At 62.8% G+C, this 20553-nt stretch carries 16 protein-coding genes; 9 read left to right on the top strand and 7 right to left on the bottom strand.

Annotated elements, in window-relative coordinates:
• Nucleotides 1-32 precede the first annotated feature (32 nt).
• Together GON09_RS22225 and GON09_RS29010 are read right to left on the bottom strand one after the other, a co-directional pair.
• Entirely contained in the window at nucleotides 33-1361 is a 1329-nt protein-coding gene (locus GON09_RS22225) for a UDP-glucose dehydrogenase family protein (protein ID WP_213933768.1), read from the bottom strand.
• 1033 nt (nucleotides 1362-2394) lie between these two features.
• On the bottom strand, nucleotides 2395-3237 hold the full coding sequence (locus GON09_RS29010; protein WP_374195404.1) for a sialate O-acetylesterase: 843 nt from the start codon (nucleotides 3235-3237) through the stop codon (nucleotides 2395-2397).
• An 856-nt stretch (nucleotides 3238-4093) separates the two neighbouring features.
• Here GON09_RS29010 and GON09_RS22215 point away from each other — a divergent pair.
• The 6 genes from GON09_RS22215 (at nucleotide 4094) to GON09_RS22195 (ending at nucleotide 10340) form a co-directional block, all read left to right on the top strand.
• A complete protein-coding gene (locus GON09_RS22215; RefSeq protein ID WP_213933766.1) occupies nucleotides 4094-5446 on the top strand; it encodes an O-antigen ligase family protein in 1353 nt (450 codons plus the stop codon).
• A 288-nt stretch (nucleotides 5447-5734) separates the two neighbouring features.
• Nucleotides 5735-6661, top strand: coding sequence for a UTP--glucose-1-phosphate uridylyltransferase (locus GON09_RS22210; protein WP_244866896.1), 927 nt, complete (start codon nucleotides 5735-5737; stop codon nucleotides 6659-6661).
• Between the two features lie 915 nt (nucleotides 6662-7576).
• Nucleotides 7577-8383, top strand: a complete 807-nt coding sequence (locus tag GON09_RS29005; RefSeq protein WP_374195402.1) for a helix-turn-helix domain-containing protein — start codon at nucleotides 7577-7579, stop codon at nucleotides 8381-8383.
• Between the two features lie 110 nt (nucleotides 8384-8493).
• Nucleotides 8494-8901 carry a hypothetical protein gene (locus tag GON09_RS22205; protein ID WP_213933764.1) on the top strand — a complete coding sequence of 136 codons (408 nt, stop codon included), beginning with the start codon at nucleotides 8494-8496 and terminating at the stop codon, nucleotides 8899-8901.
• Nucleotides 8898-9704: an aspartate dehydrogenase domain-containing protein gene (locus tag GON09_RS22200; protein WP_307854455.1), complete on the top strand. Its 807-nt coding sequence runs from the start codon at nucleotides 8898-8900 to the stop codon at nucleotides 9702-9704. The genes GON09_RS22205 and GON09_RS22200 overlap by 4 nt, the downstream gene beginning before the upstream one ends.
• Nucleotides 9705-9971: 267 nt before the next feature.
• Nucleotides 9972-10340 carry a hypothetical protein gene (locus tag GON09_RS22195; RefSeq protein ID WP_244865604.1) on the top strand — a complete coding sequence of 123 codons (369 nt, stop codon included), beginning with the start codon at nucleotides 9972-9974 and terminating at the stop codon, nucleotides 10338-10340.
• A 64-nt stretch (nucleotides 10341-10404) separates the two neighbouring features.
• Here the strand turns inward: GON09_RS22195 and GON09_RS22190 are convergent, their stop codons facing one another.
• The 4 genes from GON09_RS22190 to GON09_RS22175 form a co-directional block, all read right to left on the bottom strand.
• Nucleotides 10405-11325, bottom strand: coding sequence for an SDR family oxidoreductase (locus tag GON09_RS22190; RefSeq protein WP_213933763.1), 921 nt, complete (start codon nucleotides 11323-11325; stop codon nucleotides 10405-10407).
• Nucleotides 11326-11857: 532 nt separating this feature from the next.
• Nucleotides 11858-13384, bottom strand: a complete 1527-nt coding sequence (locus GON09_RS22185) for a sugar transferase (RefSeq protein ID WP_244865603.1) — start codon at nucleotides 13382-13384, stop codon at nucleotides 11858-11860.
• A 181-nt stretch (nucleotides 13385-13565) separates the two neighbouring features.
• Nucleotides 13566-15626 (bottom strand): heavy metal translocating P-type ATPase, encoded by a 2061-nt coding sequence (locus GON09_RS22180; RefSeq protein ID WP_213933762.1) that lies wholly within the window; start codon nucleotides 15624-15626, stop codon nucleotides 13566-13568.
• A 48-nt stretch (nucleotides 15627-15674) separates the two neighbouring features.
• A complete protein-coding gene (locus GON09_RS22175) occupies nucleotides 15675-16316 on the bottom strand; it encodes a DUF305 domain-containing protein (protein WP_213933760.1) in 642 nt (213 codons plus the stop codon).
• A gap of 190 nt (nucleotides 16317-16506) precedes the next feature.
• On the opposite strand from GON09_RS22175, the gene GON09_RS22170 reads away from it, so the two are divergent.
• The 3 genes from GON09_RS22170 (at nucleotide 16507) to GON09_RS22160 (ending at nucleotide 19999) form a co-directional block, all read left to right on the top strand.
• Nucleotides 16507-17193 (top strand): response regulator transcription factor, encoded by a 687-nt coding sequence (locus GON09_RS22170; protein ID WP_213934578.1) that lies wholly within the window; start codon nucleotides 16507-16509, stop codon nucleotides 17191-17193.
• Nucleotides 17190-18308, top strand: coding sequence for a sensor histidine kinase (locus GON09_RS22165; protein WP_213933759.1), 1119 nt, complete (start codon nucleotides 17190-17192; stop codon nucleotides 18306-18308). Before GON09_RS22170 ends, GON09_RS22165 begins: the two co-directional genes overlap by 4 nt.
• Nucleotides 18309-18406: 98 nt before the next feature.
• Entirely contained in the window at nucleotides 18407-19999 is a 1593-nt protein-coding gene (locus tag GON09_RS22160) for a GMC family oxidoreductase (RefSeq protein WP_213933758.1), read from the top strand.
• A gap of 15 nt (nucleotides 20000-20014) precedes the next feature.
• Here GON09_RS22160 and GON09_RS22155 read toward each other — a convergent pair whose 3' ends face one another.
• Complete coding sequence (locus tag GON09_RS22155) at nucleotides 20015-20452, bottom strand: SRPBCC family protein (protein ID WP_213933757.1); 438 nt, start codon at nucleotides 20450-20452, stop codon at nucleotides 20015-20017.
• Nucleotides 20453-20553: the final 101 nt, after the last annotated feature.

Here is a 20553-nt window from a genome sequence, read left to right as displayed (position 1 = left end):
CTGTTCGTAACTGAGGGTGTAATTCGCGAATTCTACGGGCGACCAACACCTCGGTAGTCCCAGCCTGCCGTCCTCCAACGAACTGGATTCAAACAATTTCGTCCATCCAGTACGCGCCTCTCTCGAACGTGCTTCGCCAGCAAGTCCGGCTCGATTTCCCGGAACTCTTTCCACTCGGTGAGGACCAACACCACGTCCGCACCCACGCAGGCTTCTATTGCGCTTGTCGCGTAATTCAACGTCGGAAAGAGTGCTCTGGAGTTTTCAATGGCGCGCGGGTCGTAAACTGTAACGGCCGCGCCCTGCAGCTGGATCTGGCCGGCGACGTTCAACGCTGGGGAGTCGCGGACGTCATCGGAGTCCGGCTTGAATGCGGCTCCAAGGACGGCCACTCGTGTTCCCAAGAGGGATCCGCCTACAGCTTCTCGGACGTGTTCGACCATCTGGGTACGACGGCGCATATTGATGTTGTCGACTTCGCGAAGGAAGGTGAGCGCCTGGTCGGCTCCCAACTCACCGGCACGCGCCATGAAGGCCCGAATGTCTTTAGGAAGACATCCGCCTCCGAAACCGATGCCGGCGTTGAGGAACCGGCGTCCGATTCGCGCGTCTCGACCGATCGCATCGGCGAGGACAGTTACATCGGCTCCTGCGGCGTCGCATACCTCAGCCATAGCATTGATGAAGGAGATTTTTGTAGCGAGAAACGCGTTCGCCGCGGTCTTAACCAGTTCGGCAGTCGGGAGGTCTGTAACCAGGAAGGGTATTTCCTCGTCGAGAAGTTGCGCGTACACCTCACGTGCAACTGATTCCGCACGTCCAGGTCGTTTGGGATCGACTCCAAGAACTAAGCGGTCGGGGTGCAGCGTGTCCTCAACTGCGTATCCCTCCCGCAAGAACTCGGGGTTCCAAGCAACCTCGACCTCGTCGCCTACAGGTGCGAGCCGACGTGCGAGTTCGCCCAGTCGCTGAGCCGTACCAACCGGAACAGTAGACTTTCCGTATATCACTGCTGGCTTAGTAAGCAGAGGCGCAAGTTGTTCGACCACAGCGTCTACATACGTCAAATCGGCTGCATACTCACCCTTTTTTTGGGGCGTCCCTACCCCGATGAAGTGCACATCTGCATGCTCGGCGGCGTCCTTGTAAGAGGACGTAAAACGAAGTCGACCCGAAGAGAGATTGCGCTTCAGGACTTCTTCGAGGCCAGGCTCATAGAAAGGAACCTCGCCCGCCTCCAACTTGGAGATTTTTGCCGCGTCCACATCTACGCCGACGACGTCGTGACCGAGTTCTGCCATGCAGGCTGCGTGCGTTGCCCCCAGGTACCCGGTTCCAAATACGGCTATACGACTACTCAATTTGCTGCGCTCCCAGAACGTAGTGCTCGGTCAGACTTGCGGATTGGTGTAAGGCGGCGCGGCCAGAACAGCACACGCGGGTTGAAACCTTTGATCACCGCGATGAGGACGCGACGTCGATGCCGCTGCAGGACAAATCTCCGCCTGGATCGATGAGGCGGGGTAGGCCGTATTCGCTTGAACAGCTAGAGGTACGTACGCGTGATGGTCGACCTGACGTCATTCCGGCTCCTCCCCGAACCAACAGTGCCGAGTGGTCGCAGCCTTCCGCATGGCCACCGCTCTGTGAGTTCCTCCCCAGGCACACGCAGAGCGACCGACCCACCCGTCTTCAGTCATCCATATTCGAGCATGCAGCGAGATTTCGCATCTCCGGGGGTGCGGCTACACCCCAGACGCACGACAAGGCTCCCAACAGGCCTCGGGCGTGCATTGAACCGGATCGGAGAAGGCGCAGCTCATCGGCCTACAGAGAGACTCGAAGCCGGTTGCGGATCCTGAACTCTGCGGCAGTCCAGGTCCTCAGTGATCAAGGACACGTTTAGATGGAGGGCCCAAGAAGTGCGGTTCGGCGGAGCTGCCCGACTAGGAAGGTCGATCACCCGTTGACCGATGACCGGCGCCCCCAGGACCTCGGCGATGGCCGTGTAACGGGCAGATTGGGTTTCTCAATGTAGGCATCCGACTCCCGGAGCGAGGTATCAGCTCTGACGTCTCGGCGAATGCGTCGCGCCGCCCGGCTGCAGCCGCCTCCTCCCCGCTATGAACGATCCTGCCGTACGACGACGATCAGACGCCATTCGTGCATGTCGCACCTTTGTGTCATTAGCGTTACGGGCGAGCGCTGAAATAGGCGACCTTGCACCGCATTGCTAAGTGACGCACTCTTCATACCGTTAAAGAGCCGCAACACCTGCATTTAACGTTCCGACGCGAATATTTCATTCCCAGTGCGCACTTACGTTTGGGGCCACATGGTTCCACCTACCCCCTACAAAACGGGCTCACAGCCCTTGTTACAATCAAGCGTTGCTCACGGCCTCAAAGAGACTCGCCGAATGCGTCGCGCCAAACGTTCGTGGAGCGCGCGTCGCCGCAGTTCTGGGCCTAGATCGGGATTCCGTCCGCGCTCGTCGTCCGTTGCTGTTCCCTCCAATCGGCATAGCATATTTAGTAGACGATGCGCAATCTCTACCTGTCCAGCCGCGTTGAAATGCGTCGTGTCAGGCTTTCCTTTGTACCATCGAAAAGAATTCCGAGGGGAGTATACAAAGGCTGCTCGTGGTGTTGAGTTAGCAACCTCCAACGTTGCGTGGTGAGTCTCGATTCGGCCGGGTACATCAACGATCCCCTCGGGAACCATCTGCGCCATAATGAACGGTGCGTCCGCGACCCGCCGCATTGTGACAATTACTGCACGAAGCCGACGAGCATACTCACCCCGCGAGATGCCGGTGAGACCGTCCGTTTCGCCGTGATGCCACAGGTAACCAGCGACATGCCCCTCCTTTCCCACGGCGGCGAGGGCATCGGTGGTTCGCTGAACCGCTAGTTCGAGCATGTTTGCGCCACCAGGAGGCGGCCGCCAACCGGATTCCCATACAAATCTCTCGTGGTTGCGGCTGGGACGCAACGTTGAGCCTGATCGTGCGCAGGGCACCAAAACCACCTGGCGAGCCGGATACTTCTCTGCATAAAGCGCCCCAAATGTGGTTCCGAATCCAAAACCGACCGGAGGTAGATGGGCGAGCGGCTCCGCCGCTGGAACGATGGCTCCCCCGGACCATTGATACACTCTCGGATGGCTCACTTTGTGTCCGTCGAGAGCAGCCCCTACAGCGTTGCTCTGCCCTAGAATCGGAAAAATCGCTATCATTAGTAATCCTTTGGAAAGTCTCATTCGACGTGCGGATCAATCCCGTGCTCGGTTCGCTAATTGACATACGAATTCCACAAAATCGTAGACTTGAAAATAAGGTTGCCGGTTTATGTAGCGCTGCTTTTAGGCTTAAGGCTGCCTTCACTGTGCCGATACGGCAGCTGAAATCCCAAATGTGTGCAACCGGCTCTTAGACTCGATTCAATCCATCGAATTTGGATTTCTGAGAAAAGACCCGTTCAGGCCACCGTAGCCACTGTGGCCACAGGAATTACCGCTCGACTGCTCACCGCACTCTTGTCGGCGCACAGCGCCTGCTCGCGTCCACAGCCCGATCAACCATTGAATGCTCACATGTAGGTTCCCCTTCGAAGTTGCGCTACTGCTCCATCGTCGCCCAGCCCGAATTCTTCGTTACTTAACTTTCGCGTTTTCATCTGAACGGGGGACAACCAGGCTTCGTCGAGCGGGATCGCCCACGATCGAGCTCACCGACCGCTTGATCATCCTCCCGAGCCAGCGACGACTCGACATCGTGACAGGCACGTCACCGTCTACAGGCAAGCTGGAACGTCGTCCGGACAGCCGGACATTCACGACAGATGGATTAAAGCAGTCACAGATGTTGCAGCGATTGCGATTGCGCCGCGCGGGGGACACAGCAGCACTCATCGAGTGTCGGATGCGCGGACCCCAACCTCACGGGAGAAGCGACTTTCTTTGGGGGAGAGCCAAACTGGCGGATGCATACGCGGACGACTGGCTAGCGCACCTCATGATACTTTGAGATTGCACGCCGACGTACATATGCACACACGCTGCCCTGCAGTGGACTCCGCCGTATTGTAGGCGGGTGACTATCGCAATTCTGGCTGCGCTGGCCCTACTTACGGCGGCACTACTCCGCAGGCAGTTCGTGCGGGGCACACTGCCCTGGGACATGGGGTCGACGCTTATACTCGTAGTGGGTTGGTCGGCTCAGGTCCCCGCCTTGTTTACTCGCCTCACAACAGAGGTTCGATATCAACGCAATCTCTGGGGGGAACTAACCGAAGTCTCCGCTCGACCACCTGAGGCCGCAATACTGGCCTCCAATGCAATTATTCTGTTTGTTGCACTCATTCTTCTCTGGCGTGGTATTCGCCAGCCCGCCTTGCGCACCATTTCCGCATTCGGCGTAGCGGCAATGTTAACTTTGGTTGTCGCCATGTCGATCGAGCCTGCGGGGTGGGTGAACTTCGCGACAGGACAACCGGCAGTTCTGCTCGTTCTTCTTGCTGCTGCGACGTTCGCAGCACCATCCCGTCGGGGCGCAATTTCTGGCGGCGCGGTATTTACGCTTTCCTTTGCTTTCGTCGGAGGAATACTCGCCGCGATCCGGCCAGATCAAGCATTCGTCGAATGTAGCGCAAAGTGTTCCGTGTTCGGTGAAATTTACACGGGGGCAGCTACACACGGAAACACTGTCGGCTTGATCGCGGCCGCGGGTCTTCCGTTCGTCTGGCTCGCATTCACTGGAAGGGCAAGGCTATGGATGGTGCTGTATGTAGCGTTGAATCTGCTCGCAAGTGGTAGCCGCACAGCACTGACGGCAGCTGCTGTAACGGCGGTGGTATTGATCATTACTCAGCCTGCTGTGGAAGGAGATGGAGCTCGCGGACGAAACCTTCCGGTGCTGACTCTAGGAGCCCTCGCAGCGATCACAGTTGCCCTGATTTTGCCGTTCGCCGTCACCGAGGATAGATTTGCAACGGGCCGTGGATACCTCTGGCGGTTGGCACTTGCACAGTTTGAGGAGACGCCGTTCGTCGGCGCAGGTTTGACCACGTGGAACCGTTTTTATCAAGCTGGTGAATTTGGCGCGGCCGCAGCGTATTCGACCCACAATCAGTGGGTTGAGATGCTGCTACTTGGCGGCGTGGTGGCCTGCCTGATTTTCTTGCTCGGGTTTCTTTCCATGCTTGTGATTGGCGATAGGGCACGTAAGTTTCTCGTCCTACCTTTGCTCCTTTCCGTATGTATCCTTGGCGTCGCCGAGCGCCCACTCTCAATCGGTGTCGTTAATTCAATGACATGGGTGCTGGTAGCACTCGTGGTGGCATCGTCATCTTCCACACGTGTGAGTGCGTCCGCCGTCAAGCATCCTTTAGTGGTACACGCCAAATCATCTCGATCGACCGTCGGCACCGCTATTGGAGCATCGTGAAGCGGATACGCGGAGAAGGATTGCGGTAGCTAAGGAGCCTGGCCGCAGGCACGAGCCGGGCCGCAGGGCACCCCGCCTCCACCACGGCTGTGTACGTGGGGGTCTCGAGATGAGCCTGTGGTCGATATGCGTGCCAGCTAAGTGGCCCGTAGACTTCTGTCTCACAGACGCTCGTTGCTCGTGCCGAAGGCTGACTGCAGAGAATTACAGGACCTTCCGGGGAGACATTTCTGTTTAGCGCTTACAGTCACTCGTCTGCTGCGCTCAACTAGGGAGACAGGGGAGACTTTGCATCCAGGTTCACAGTTCCACGAAGTGTTCCGCACTGCCGTCGTGCCGGCAGCGGGTATGGGCACTCGGTTCCTTCCGGCGACAAAGACGGTACCCAAGGAATTACTACCTGTAGTCGATACACCGGGCATAGAACTTGTCGCGACGGAGGCTGCCCAGTCTGGCGCCCGTCGACTCCTCATCGTGACGTCGCCCGGCAAAGAGGGGGTTGTGGCACATTTTGTGGAAGACTTTGATCTCGAAAAGCACCTTGAAGCCAAACACAAGTTCAAGTTGCTTGAGAAAGTGCGACGCGCACCCAACCTCCTAACGGTTGAATCTGTAGTACAAGCCGAGCCTCTTGGCCTAGGCCACGCTGTTGGCTGTACTGAAGCAGCCTTGGACGCAAACGAGGATGCGATCGCAGTTCTACTTCCCGACGACATCGTGCAACCGAGCGGCATCCTGGGGACTATGGCTCGCGTCCGCGCCAAGCGTGGGGGAAGCGTTTTGTGCGCCATCGATGTTCCGAAGAGCCAGGTGAGCTCGTACGGCGTGTTCGAGGTCGAGGAAGTACCCAACGTCGCGAATCCGGATGTTCTGCGAGTCCGCGGCATGGTGGAGAAGCCGGCTCTTGCAGACGCTCCGTCCACACTTGCCGCTGCCGGCCGCTACCTCTTGGACCGTGAGATCTTCGATGCATTACGTCGGATCAAGCCGGGCGCTGGCGGAGAGCTCCAACTGACCGACGCGATCGCGCTACTAATCGAAGAAGGTCATCCGGTCCACGTCGTAGTACATCGCGGGACCCGCCATGACCTGGGTAATCCTGGTGGATATCTCCGGGCCGCCGTCGATGCTGCGCTCGACAGCGAAGAGTACGGCGACGGCCTCCGTTTATGGCTACAGGAACGATTGGGGCAGAACGGATCCAGCACGAACTGAGCGGACACGACTAGGTCGTGCACGATGGGACTTAGGTCCCTGCCCGCGATGCCGAAGGACACCACTTCTGGTTAAACTCTCAAGTGTGTTGCCTCCCCGCAACATGCCCTGGTTCCCCTCCCCGGGAATTGGCGGCAATCGAGCCCCGCTGGCCTCCTCCCCCTTCGCCGGCGGGGCTCGTCGACATCGAACGACGCGTCCTACTTCTGCGCTCCACCGAGTGTGTTTTCGGGGACGTACACCGACTGGTACCTCGGGGTCGAATCTCGAGACTGACTCACCACGACACCTCCGACGAAGACCGCTACCGCTGCTATCAGTGCCACGATCGCGGTGATCAGCCACAGGTTGGGGCCGTTCCTCTCTCTGAACACGATCCGCTTCGAAGGAGCATGACCGGCCGATGAGCGCGATCGCTCTGACTCATCGCCGCCGCTTCGCAAGGACGACACCCCGCCTCGGCGGTGCGATGGCCCGTGGCCGATGCGCTGGAACTGGATCGTATCGGCCGTTTGCTCGGCCGACAGACGCTCATTCATGGGGACCCCAATCGAAGATGCACTGACACTGCACATTCGCGAAGTTCGATTCCTCCGTTACGCCCTTTTCGTGAATCACCCCCGTTTTTCATCCGAGCGGGGGACAATTCATGCCCTGGACGCGGTGTGCCGTTCGCTCCCCGAAGTCGTTGACGCACCCCACGCTCGATGCCAAGATGATCAACCACACCCGAACGGATGTGCGAACAACTCAAACAGATGGCCCGCCGCGACTGGCATCGCGACGGGCCGGATGTCCGACTAGTTGGGAGTCGAACATGCGTCAGCATACCTATGCGCAGGTGACGTCGTGAGCATCGAAGCGATCACCTGGGCACTCGAGCACGCGGCTATTCCATCCCCTACCCCGCCCGGCATGCCGTCGGCACCAGCGCTGACAGTGGTCCTGCTCGGCCTGGCCAACCATGCCTCCCGTCACGGCGCCGACGCGTATCCGTCCGTACGGAAGCTCGCCGGTTACGCCCGCATCAGTGAACGGCAAGTACAGCGTTGCCTGAAGGCGCTCGTTGCCTTGGGCCTTATCTCGCAAGGCCAGCAGGGGCGAGTGGCGGCGACGATCCCACGCGAGGATCGTCGGCCCGTTCTCTACGACCTGTCGATGAAGCGGGGTGACAATCCGTCACCCCGGAGGCCCGAACGGGGTGACACGAGCGCGGCCCACGGGGTGACCGGAGCGACGGAGCGGGGTGACACGCCAGTCACCCGAACCGTCCTTGAACCAAGAGATGAACCTGCTGCACTCCCCCGCGCGACGAAGCGCACCCGCGAAGCAGAAGATGAGGGGCAGCGGCCGTCTCCCATCGATCGGCTGGCCACGGCGTGCCGCCGGGCCGGCCTCACAGCACGATTCGACACCTTGACGCCCGGGAAGCGCACACTCGTCGAGCAAGTGATTGATATCCATGGAGTAGAAACTCTCGTCCGCGCCGCCCTCGATCGTCACCGACCGTGGGATCCAGCTCGTTCCGCGACGGCATGGATCCCGGTCTGGCAGTCGCTGCGGCCGCCTCGACCGAAACTCCCACCCCGGTGTGGTCGGTGCGACGAATACGGCTGGCTTCCGGATGACGATCTCGGACGCGCAGTGCGCTGCCCGTGCCGCCGCATGACACCGCACGAGCATCAGGCCTGCGGTCAGGAGGTGATGCCGTCGGCGGCATGACCGAACCCCTCCGGGCGTAGTCCGATCAACGGATTCCCGACTCACCCTCGGCTCCTTACGCTTTCCGCATCGGTTAGGCGAGAAGGAGATCTACATGGCAAACAAAGCCCATGCCGCGCTCATGGCCGGTGTGCGAGGCGAGCTACAGTCACGATCCGCTGGCGGAGGCAGCGCGAAAGAACGACACTCCGTTCGTCATCGGCATCTACGGTGGCACAACAGGGGTCTCGCTCGTACTCAGTGTGTTCCTCATGGGTCCGCCACTGACGCTGAGTAGCGCCCTCATGTGGAACACGATGAACACACTCTTTGCCGCGGCCGAAATCGAGCTGCCCAGTGCCGGCGGATATGTCTTCCGGCTCATCGTGTTCGGAGCACTGCAGCGGGTGCATCTACTTGGTGAGCGCCGTGGCACGAGCAATGAAGGTCAGGTCGCCTCCCCTCCGGTCTTCCCACCGCCGGGTACCATGACCCCACAATCCGCAGTCGTCGACGGCTATAGGCCGCGAAGGATGTGAGGCAACTGGCCGCCGAAGGGATCGAGCGTCAACCGATCGCCGTGTGCGTCGTTGGAGCCGGCGCGATCGGGCAGACGGTGATCGACGCTCTACGCGAGGGCGCGGTGCCGGACGTAGGCCTCACGGCCGTGTTGACCTCACGCGGCAGTGCGGAGGAGACCGACGCTGCGCTCCACACCGCCGACATCGTGGTGGAAGCTGCCACGGTTGACGCCGCTCGGACTCTTCTACCCGACGTGGTGAAACGCGGCAAGGACATCATCGTCTGCTCATGTGGTGTCTTCGCGGAGCGGGGCTTCGACGTGGAATCGTTCGGTGCCGGACCAGGACGTGTGCTGCTGCCGACGGGTGCCATCGGCGGCTTCGACATTCTGGCTGCGGCGGCACGAGCAGGAACACGCGACGCCTGCCTGACCCACACCACGATCAAACGACCCAATGCTCTCGGCATCGAAGAACGCCTAAACGCCCAACGCGAGGTGTTCCGGGGAACGGCCCGAGAAGCAGCGCTGGCCTTCCCTCGAACCTCGAACTCGTCGGTGGCTCTCGCACTTGCAACGCTCGGACTCGATCGGGTCGAGGTGGTGGTCGTGGCCGACCCGGATGCCACCAGCACCCGCCACATCGTGGAGTGGGCGTCGCCGCTCGGTCGGTACAAGCTCGCGTTCGAGAACTCGATCGACCCGACTTCGAGCGGGCGCACCTCCGCAATCACTGCCTGGTCGGTGGTCGAGGTTCTTGCGGCTCTGTCGCAGGGCGTCGGGCCAGGCGCGGTTGTGCTCGGGCCTCCTCGCAGGCAGTAGTGCGATCAATGGGGCTCACCGCTCACTCATGAAAGATTGTCGCTTTCGCGAGTTTGATGAAGAATTTCGGGACGAAAGTCCTTGCCGCTCGGTCCGAACCGTAACCACTTCTGTCACATTCGTGTTTCCTGATGGTTGTCCGGGTAGCGGCGGGTGAACAGGTCCTGTACACAGTGTGAAACAACACATTTCGCAGGTGAAGGTGTAACTCCCTACCGGGAGTGGCTATTCGGTTTCACCTGACCTACTCGCACCCTGGAGCAGCCTGTGACGACCTCATTGCTTTCCGACCGACCGGCACGGGTACTTTTTCTCGGCACTCCCTCCAACGCCGTCGCACTCGACCGGTGGACAGAACTGCAGGAGCGCCTCGACGACGCAGGCATCGAAACTACGACCGCTTTCGAAGACGAAGTGGACTACGCGATCCTCACCGAAGACATCCTCGACGGCTATTGCACCGCCGCCGAAGCACTCATTCTTCAGAAGCTCCGTGCTCGAGGGATCACGTGCGCAAGCACCTGCGCCGGTCCCGAGCAGATCCTTGCGGAAGCCTCCGCCGACGTTGCTTCGGTCGTGCCGATCTCGGCAGCTAGGGGACGCACTTCCGGACAGGCTGTACGCAGCGCGGTCTGATTTTCCAGAACGAGTCGTGCGCGTCGGTGGACATCACCGACGCGCACGATCTTTTGTCCGGCTCCTAGGGCGACGGCATCCCTCCGTTGACGTGGATCGTCGAACCCACCACGTAGCTCGATTCCGGCGACGCCAGGAACACGTACGCCGGTGCCAACTCGGTCGGCTGCCCCGCGCGTCCGAGCGGAGTGTTCTGCCCGAACTCGGGCAGCTCCTCCTTCGGCTGACCGTCCGAGGGCTGCAGAGGAGTCCAGATCGGTCCGGGCGCAACCGCATTCACACGGATACCCTTCTCCGCCAGCTGGGTCGCCATGTTCTTCGTGAAGTTGTTGATGGCCGCCTTCGTCGACGAATAGTCGATCAACGCCGGCGACGGCTGATACGCCACGATCGAGGTGGTGTTGATGATCGTCGAGCCCGGCTGCAGATGCTTGAGCGCCGCACGCGTGGTGCGGAACATCGCGAGGATGTTGACCTGGAAGGTCTGCTCGAGCTGATCGTCAGGCAGGTCGTCGAGGCCCTCGACCGCAATCTGCTTGCCCGCGTTGTTGACCAGGATGTCCAGTCCGCCGAGCTGCTCGACCGCCTGGTTCACGACGTCGGAGCAGAACGACGCATCCGTCAGATCACCGGGAAGCGTGACCGCCTTGCGCCCGCTCTCGGTGATGATGCGTGCGACGTTCTTGGCGTCGGGTTCTTCGTCCGGCAGGTACGAGATCGCGACGTCCGCACCTTCACGAGCGAATGCGATGGCAGTAGCTGCGCCGATGCCGGAGTCACCACCGGTGATCAGCGCCTTGCGACCTTCGAGGCGGCCCGTGCCCCTGTACGAGAACTCGCCGATGTCGGCTTTGGGCACCATGTCGGCGTCGAGTCCCGGCTCGGGCTGGTCCTGCTTCGGAGGTGAGATGGACGGGTAGCGAGTAGTCGGATCCTGAAACTTCAGTTGATCGGTCTTAGTGGTGTGTACGTCTTCTTCAGGCATGAATACCGTCCTGTGGATCAGTGGAGTCGTCGAACTGCGTAGATGTCGTCGACAGTCGGCTTCCCGCCAGACCCACGTTGCAAACGCCACAGGATATTCGAAGACTTCAACGGCGGCCGCCGCCGACTCGACCGGCGTCCTGCACCCGCGTACCACCGCCTTCATGAAACGGCGGGGGGACCTCGCGCTGGTCGCGAACACGAATGATTCGTCCGAAGATCAACGCTGCGGCGACGGACAAGACACCCCAGCCGAGGAGTACGAACGCAAGCCAATACACAACTTGGACAACGGTCCAACTTCGCGCTTCGTTACCTGCCCGGCCGGATATCACCCGAAGAATTCACCCTGCAGCTCGGCGCAAGACGTACCCCGGACGAGAGAAAACGTGCCCGATAAACAGAGAGACCCCGCCGGAAGGGCATGCGAGTAACCTTCCGGCGGGGCTCGACGTCGCCGTGCAGGGGACGGCGACAGACTGTGACACTAGCGCTTAGTTGATCTTGCTGCCAGCGTCGCTTCCGATCGAAGGTCAGTACGCGCCTTCGCTGGCGACGACCGCCTTCACGGTCTTCATGATGATCAGCACGTCGGAGACCATCGACCAGTTCTCCACATACGACAGATCCAGACGCACCGACTCGTCCCACGACAGATCCGAGCGGCCACTGACCTGCCACAGACCCGTCACACCCGGACGCACGAGCAGGCGACGCTTGACCCGGCCGTCGTAGCTCTCCACCTCGCGACGCAGCGGCGGACGCGGACCCACCACGCTCATCTCTCCGCGCACGACGTTGAGGAACTGCGGCAACTCGTCGAGGCTGAACCGGCGCAGGACCCGGCCCACACGAGTGACGCGCGGATCCTCCCTCATCTTGAACAGCAGGCCGGCGCCCTCGTTCTGATCGAGCAAGGTGTCGACCATCTTGTCGGCGTTCTGCACCATCGAGCGGAACTTGATCATTCCGAACGGGGTGCCGTCGAGTCCGATGCGCTCGGACTTGTAGAAGATCGGACCGCCGTCCTCGAGCTTGATCAGCAGAGCGACCACAGCGAAGACCGGGGCCAGCGCGAGCAGAGCGCCGAGCGAGAACGCGAGGTCGAACAGACGCTTCCCGCTGCGCTTGGCACCGTGATAGCTCGGCTTCTCCACATGGATCAGCGGCAACCCGGCAACCGGGCGCATCTCGATGCGCGGACCGGCGACGTCGACGACACCGGTGGCCACCACCAGATCGGCGCGCTCGGGTTCGAGCTCCCACAGCAGGTCGCGGATGCCTTCGTGGCCGAGGGTCTCGGTGGCGGTCACCGCGACGGTGTCGGCCCCGGAGGCCCGCAGCGCTTCGACGACGGTGCTCTCGTCGCCATGGATCGGGATCTGGCGTCCGTCCACATCGATGCTCTCCCCCGGCACGCCGGAATACCGCGGCACGCACACGCCCACCACGCGATAACCCTCGCCGCTGCGGCGCTGGAATGTGCTGGCCATGTGACGAACTGCGCGAGCGCCACCCACCACGAGCACCGACGTCGTGAATTCACCCTTCCGACGCCTCCGTGCGACGGCCCGTCGCCAGACCCATCGGAAGAACAGCAGGCCCGCGAGACCGACCGGCAGAGCGATGGCGAGATAGCCACGCGCGAGCTCCATCCGGAAGATGAGCGCGACGATGGCGACCAGACCGAAGAGATAGAGCGTTGCCGAGACGACGCGCTGATATTCCTCGAAGCCGGCCCCGATCACCCGCCTCGACCGTGTGCGAAAAAGAGCCAGGAAAGCGATCCACGCGACGCCGAATGCGACGGAAATGAGCGTGTAACTCAGCGTTCCGACGCCGTCCATGGTGACGAGCGAGTCCTGCCCGAACCGCATCACGTGCGCGAGGGCGACTGCCAGCGCGACCACCAGACTGTCGGTGACGAACAGAGTGTTGACGTAGGACTTCTGCCAGTCCCATCGGGTGGACATCCGACCGCCGACCGGCGCACCGGTACTGGTGTGGATACCCGAAATGTCTTGCACAGCATCGTCGTTCGTGTGACGAACCGTGGTCATGACGGAAGAACCCTCATTGTGTGTCTCCTCCCCGAGACGCGCCGACACTCGAGTACCTCCCTGCACTCGGACGTCGGCAACCCCGTATATCGATGTCGCGTCCTCCGTAGCGGCACCGATACGTTATGCGATTGAGATCGTCTCACAGATCTGTTGCTTGCGCGCGACAACAAAAGGGAAGTTATTGCGAACGTCGTCCCATGGCGGCATGAGCAGGGTCGAGATCGAGACGGCGGAGCGTCTGAGCATTGAGCGCCACGACGATCGTCGACGCCGACATGAGCACCGCGGCCACTGCCGGCGAGATCGCGACACCGGCGAAGGCGAGCACGCCGGCCGCCAACGGAACGGCGACGATGTTGTATCCAGTTGCCCAGAGCAGGTTCTGCCACATCTTGCGGTAACTCGCGTGCGAGAGTTCGACGATCGACAGCACCGCCCGTGGATCGTTCGCCGCGAGGACGACGCCGGCCGACTCGATCGCCACGTCCGTCCCTGCCCCGATCGCGATGCCGACATCGGCGCGAGCCAGAGCCGGAGCATCGTTGACGCCGTCACCGACCATCGCGACGGTGTGCCCGCGCTCCTGCAATTCGGCGACCTTCGCGTCCTTGTTCTCCGGCAGTACTTCGGCGAACACCTCGTCGATGCCGAGATCGGCCGCAACGGCGTCGGCCACCTGCCGGGCATCACCGGTGATCATCGCTACCGTCACGCCGCGCGCATGCAAAGCGTCGACGGCCTGGCGGGATTCGTCGCGCACGGCATCCTCGAGCGCCACAGCCCCGAGCACCCGACCGTCGTAGGAGACGTGCAGCACCGACGCACCACGCTGCACCCATCCTTCGGTGGCCGCGGCGACGTCGTCGGGCACCGACAACTGAAGGGACGTCAGCATGGACGGTCCACCGATCGTCACCTCCACACCGTCGATCAGCCCACGCACCCCGCGACCGGGCAACGACCGGAAGTCCGTCACCGCCATCCGCTCCGCCGCCGGCACGCGAGCGTCGGCGGCCGTCACGATGGCCCGCGCCACGGGGTGCTCGCTGTCGGCTTCGACCGCTGCTGCCACGGCGAGCAGACGTTCCTCGTCGGTTCCCGCCGTGGTGACGACGCCGGTGACCTCGTGCCTGCCCTGCGTGAGGGTGCCGGTCTTGTCGAACAGCACCGCGTCGACCGTGCGCATGCGTTCGAGCGCCAGCCGATCCTTGACGAGCACACCCGCCCGGGCCGCACGTTCGGTCGAAATGGCGATCACCAGCGGGATCGCCAGACCCAGCGCGTGGGGGCAGGCGATGACCAGAACGGTCACCGTGCGGACCACAGCTTCGTCGAGATTGCCGAGCAGCGTCCAGACGAGGAAGGTAAGAACGCCCGCGATCGCGGCGAAGTAGAAGAGGAAGGCCGCAGCGCGATCCGCCAGGGCCTGCGCGCGGGACGAGGACGCCTGGGCATCGGCGACCATGCGCTGGATGCCGGCCAGCGCGGTGTCCTCCCCCACCGCCGTGATCCGCACCCGCAACGCACTGTCGGTGGCGACGGTGCCCGCGACCACCGTATCGCCGACGTCGCGGGTGACGGTCTTCGATTCACCGGTGACCATCGATTCGTCGACCTCGGCGGCGCCGTCGATGACCGTGCCGTCGGCGGGCACGCGCGCCCCCGCGCGCACGAGCACCACGTCACCGAGGGTCACCTCATGCAGCGGCACCTCGACCACACCGTCGTCGGTGATCTTCTCGGCCGTGTCGGGCAGCATCGCGGCCAGCGCCTCCAGTGCGCCGGACGCCGAACCCAGCGCCCGCATCTCGAGCCAGTGGCCGAGCAGCATGATGACGATCAGCAGCGCCAATTCCCACCAGAAGTCCAGGTCGAACCCGCCGACCTCGAGTGTCGTGGCCCACGACGCGACGAAGGCGACGCTGATCGCCATGGCGATCAGCAGCATCATTCCCGGTTGGCGGGACCGTAGTTCGGCCCAGCCTCCGGTGAGGAACGGGACGCCACCGTAGAAGAAGATGACGGTGCCCAGCACCGGCGGGATCCACTCGATTCCGGGAACATCCGGCAGGTGATAGCCGAAGAGTTCGGCAACCATGTGGCTGAAGACCACGACCGGCACCGACAGGATCAGGCTGACCCAGAACCGTCGCCGGAACATCTCACCGTGCGCGCCGTGTCCGGCATGCCGATCGCGACCGGCGTGTTCGTGGGTGTGTTCGTGCACCTGTTGGGACATCGACGGCTCCTCACTCGGCCGACGGGACGAACCCGCGACGCAGATCGGCTACAGAGTGGTCAACAGCTGACGCATCGTGTCGATTTCCTTCTGCTGGGTGTCGGCGATGGTGCGAGCCAGCTCGACAGTGTCGGGATACCGCCCGTCCTCGATCTCGCCCTGCGCCATCTCGATCGCTCCCTCGTGGTGGACGATCATCTGCTCCAGGTACATACGGGCGGCGGCGACGCCTTGGGCGTCGGACAGTGCCTGCATGTCCTGCTCGCTCATCATCCCGTCCATGTGTGGCATGTCGCCCATGTGTGGCATGCCGGGCATGTCGAGTCTGTCCATCCGGGGAGTGTCCTCCCTGTGCATGGGCGTCATGTCCCACTCGTCGAGCCACACCTCGAACTGTTCGATCTCGGGCTGTTGCTCGGCCTTGATCTGCTCGGCCAGCGCTCTCACCGGCTCCGGGATCCCGTCCTTGGCGAGCAGCATGTCACTCATCTCGATGGCCTGCGCGTGGTGCGGGATCATCATCCGGGAGAACATGACGTCTTCCTGATCGAACGACGCGATGTTCGCGTCGGACGTCGCGGCGGTCGGGGCGCTGGTCGTTCCCTCGTCACCACCGGAACCACTGCATGCAGACGTTGTGAATGCCACTGCCAGAGCGATCGCACCGGCGGTCAGAGCCTTCTTGTTCATACCGCCCACCCTCACCCGCGTGCTCCCGGGTTCGGATGGAGATCGCATGAAGATTTGCTCAAGAAGTGCGGGCACGTCGTCAGCACCACGGCGGGTGACGATGATGGATCCCATGCCTTCCTCTGTTCGCCCGACGGGACCATCCGGCGGATCCGCACCCGCCGCGAGCTCGACCGCCCGGATGCGGGCCATGGTCGTCGAAGACGAGGAGTCGCTGGCGAACCTCGTCGGTTCGTATCTCGAACGCGACGGTTTCGACGTGACGATCACCGGCGACGGATCCGAGGCCGTGACCCTCGCCCGCCGGGTCGACCCCGACATCCTCGTGCTCGACCTCGGCCTACCCGGACTCGACGGCATCGAGGTGTGCCGGCAACTGCGCACCTTCTCCGACGCCTACGTCGTGATGCTCACCGCCCGCACCGACGAGATCGACACCCTGATCGGCCTGTCCGTCGGAGCCGACGACTACCTCACGAAACCGTTCAGCCCGCGCGAACTCATGGCCCGCATCCAGGCCATGCTGCGTCGTCCCCGAACCGCCGCGCCGATCGCAGCCTCTCCGGGCCGGCAGGACCGCGTGTTCGGGGATCTGTCCATCGACGTCGACGGACGGGAGGTCACCGTGTCCGGCACACCGGTCGCGCTCACCCGCACCGAGTTCGACATCCTCGCCGCCCTGTCCCAGGACCCCGGCGTCGTGTTCACCCGGGCACAGCTCATCGCGGCCGTGTGGGGGCAGAACTGGGTCGGCGACGAACACCTCGTGGACGTACACATCGGCCATCTGCGCCGCAAACTCGGTGACGACGCGAACCAGGGACGTTTCGTGCGCACCGTACGGGGCGTCGGCTACCGGATGGGAACGGGGCAATGACGTCCCGCTCCCCCGCCGCGACGAGCTTCGGCACGCGCCTGTTCGTCGCCCTGTTCGCCGTGGTCGTCGGATGTGCCGTCAGCGCATGGCTCGTCGCGTCCGCCCTGGCCCCCGGAATCTTCCACGACCATCTCGGGCAAGCCGGGATCGATCACAACTCGAGCCAGGCCGCCCACGTCGAAGAAGCCTTCACCCGAGCCATCATCCTCGCGTGGGGCCTGGCCATCGCGATCGCGGTGCTGCTGGCATCGGTGGTCAGTTGGTACATCGCGCGTCGCATCCAGCGCTCGCTCGACACGGTGACCACCTCCACCGCACAGATCGCCGGAGGTCGCTACGACACCCGCGTCCCCAGCCCCGAACTCGGCCACGAATTCGACGAACTGGCAGCCAGTTTCAACGAACTCGCGCGACGACTGGAAGCCACCGAAACCACCCGCCGCAGGATGCTGGCCGACCTGGGTCACGAAATGCGCACGCCCATCGCCACACTCGACTCCTACCTGGAAGCACTCGAGGACGGCGTCCGCAGCTTCGACGACGACACCCGGCAGATCCTGCGAGGCGCCACCCACCGATTGAGCCGCCTGGCGCAGGACATCACCGCCGTCTCCCGCGCCGAGGAGCACATCACGCGCATCACTCCAGTGCCCACCACCACCGGCACGCTTGTCACCACGGCAGTCGGCGCGGTGCGTGAACAGTACGACGGCAAAGGGGTGGCGCTGCACGTCGACGTCGCCGAATCCGCGCCGGTGACGGTCGATCCGGATCGGCTCGGGCAGGTACTGGCGAACCTGCTGGACAACGCTCTGCGACACACCCCGGAAGGTGGCACCGTCACCGTCGCCACGTGCATGCTCGACCGCGCGCGGACAGAGATCACCGTGGCCGACACGGGCAGCGGAATCTCGTCCGATCACCTCGACCATCTCTTCGACAGGTTCTATCGTGCCGACACCGCGCGCGACCGGAACCACGGCGGCACCGGCATCGGGCTCACGATCGCGCGGGCGCTCGTCGAAGCCCACGACGGTCGCATCCGCGCGTACAGCGCAGGGCCGGGTCGAGGAGCCCGGTTCACCCTCGAATTGCCGACGGCACGTCAGGCGTAGTGAGCCAGGACGTAGGTCTCGCGTTTCCGCAGGTGAGCGCCTACGCTCGGACCGGAACCAGAAATCTCGGAGCAGTCGTCTCACACTCGGAGATGGACATGACTCAACAGCCATCAGTAGCGGACTACGTCATCGTGGGCACCGGTTCCGCAGGAGCCGTGCTCGCCAACCGACTCAGCTCCGACCCCCGAAAACGGGTGGTCGCACTCGAAGCCGGGCCAGAGGACAAGAACAAGTTCGTCCATATCCCCGCCGCGTTCTCGAAATTGTTCCGCAGCGAACTCGACTGGGACTACCTGACGGAGCCACAACCAGCGCTCGGCGGCAGAAAGATCTACTGGCCGCGTGGCAAGATGCTCGGCGGCTCGTCGTCGATGAACGCGATGATGTGGGTACGAGGCTTCGCCGCAGACTACGACGAATGGGCCGAGCTGACCGGCGACGCATCGTGGTCGTTCTCCGGAGCGCTCGAGTACTTCCGCCGGATCGAAAGCGTACAGGACGATACCGACCCCGAGTCCGGACACTCCGGGCCGATCATCGTCACCGAGCAACGCAGTCCACGACCGCTCACCACCGCGTTCCTCGACGCGGCCGCAGAAACCGGATTTCCTGTCGAGCGAGCCAACAGTTCTCGTCCCGAAGGGTTTTCGCGATCGATGGTGACCCAGAGGCGCGGCGCTCGGTGGAGTGTGGCCGATGCCTACCTCCGGCCTGCCCGGGGACGGAACAACCTCACCGTTCTCACCGGGGCTCACGCCACCCGGATCCTGCTCGACGGAACCGCCGCGGTGGGTGTCGAGTACGAGAAGGACGGCGCCCGCCGAATCATCCGCGCCCAAGGCGAAGTGATCGTGGCAGGCGGGGCCGTCAACACACCTCAACTGCTGATGCTCTCCGGTATCGGCGACGAGCAGCATCTCCGCAGGCACGGCATCTCGGTGCACCATCATCTCCCCGAAGTCGGGCAGGGCTTGACGGACCACTTCGTCGCCGGTCTCGGCTACAGCGTCGACGACGGTTCACTGTTCTCGGCCGGCACAATCTCCGAGTTCGTCAACTATCTGCTCCGGCGGAAGGGCACGCTGACCTCCTGTGTCGAGGAGGCCTACGGATTCGTTCGCAGTCGACCCGACCTGTCTGTCCCCGACCTCGAGATCTTCTTCTCCCCGGCGCCGTTCTTCGATCAAGGACTCGTCGTTCCCACCCAGCACACCGTCATCATCGGCGCGATACTTCTCGCGCCTGTCAGCCGCGGACAGATCACGTTGCGATCCGCCGATCACACCGTGAAGCCGATCATCGACCCTCGCTATCTCAGCGACAGCGCGGGAATCGACCGGAACGCGATGCTCGAAGGCCTACGGCTCTGTTCGGTTCTGGCCTCCGCGCCCTCGCTGAAATCCCGACTCGGTCCGCGTATCCGGCCCATCCCCCGTCCCGGAACCCATGACGAGGAGATGTTCGTCCATGCGCTGGAGGAACTCGGCCAGACGATCTACCACCCGGTCGGCACCTGCCGCATGGGTCGCGACGGCACCGGCGTCGTTACTTCGCGACTCCGGGTCCGAGGCATCGACAAACTCCGTATCGCGGACGCGTCGGTCATGCCCACCACCATCCACGGTCACACCCACGCACCGACGGTGTTGATCGGCGAGAAAGCCGCAGACCTGATCCGTCATGGGTGATCGTCTCGGGGAGTGTCAGATGTAGTGAGTCAGGACGAACTCGGTCAGCCCCTTCCGGACCGCTTCGACCGCATGCTTCTGCCCGCGTTTCAGCACGAAACCGGGAACCGGAACCTTCGGTTCGAGCGACATGGTGACGTGAACTCGGGTGCCGCGCGAGATCTGCTCCAGCGCGTATTCGCCGTCCTGACTGCGCTGCATCGCGCTCTCGACGAGCGTCCACGACGTCGACCGCTCGGTCCAGTCGTGCTCGATGGTCTGGGTGTCGGAGAAGCCGAACAACGACAGCGTCATGCGAACCCGCTGCGGGCGACCGTCGGCGTCCCGGGTGAGTACCTCCACGCTCTTGTGGGCCGAGGACCACTCGGGGATGCGTTCGACATCTTCGAGGGCGCGCATCACCTGCTCGGGTGTGGCGTCGATGTCGAATCGGTCGGAGACGGTAGCCGCCATGTCGGGTCCTCCTCAGTGCGGAACGCAGTACATCGGATGTGTGACCACGCGGGCCCGGAACGAAACCCTCGGCGATCGACAGAACCCGCCGGAACACCGGC

The organism is Rhodococcus sp. B50, from assembly GCF_013602415.1.
GTDB lineage: Bacteria > Actinomycetota > Actinomycetes > Mycobacteriales > Mycobacteriaceae > Rhodococcus.
This window is presented reverse-complemented; position numbering and strand designations above follow the sequence as displayed.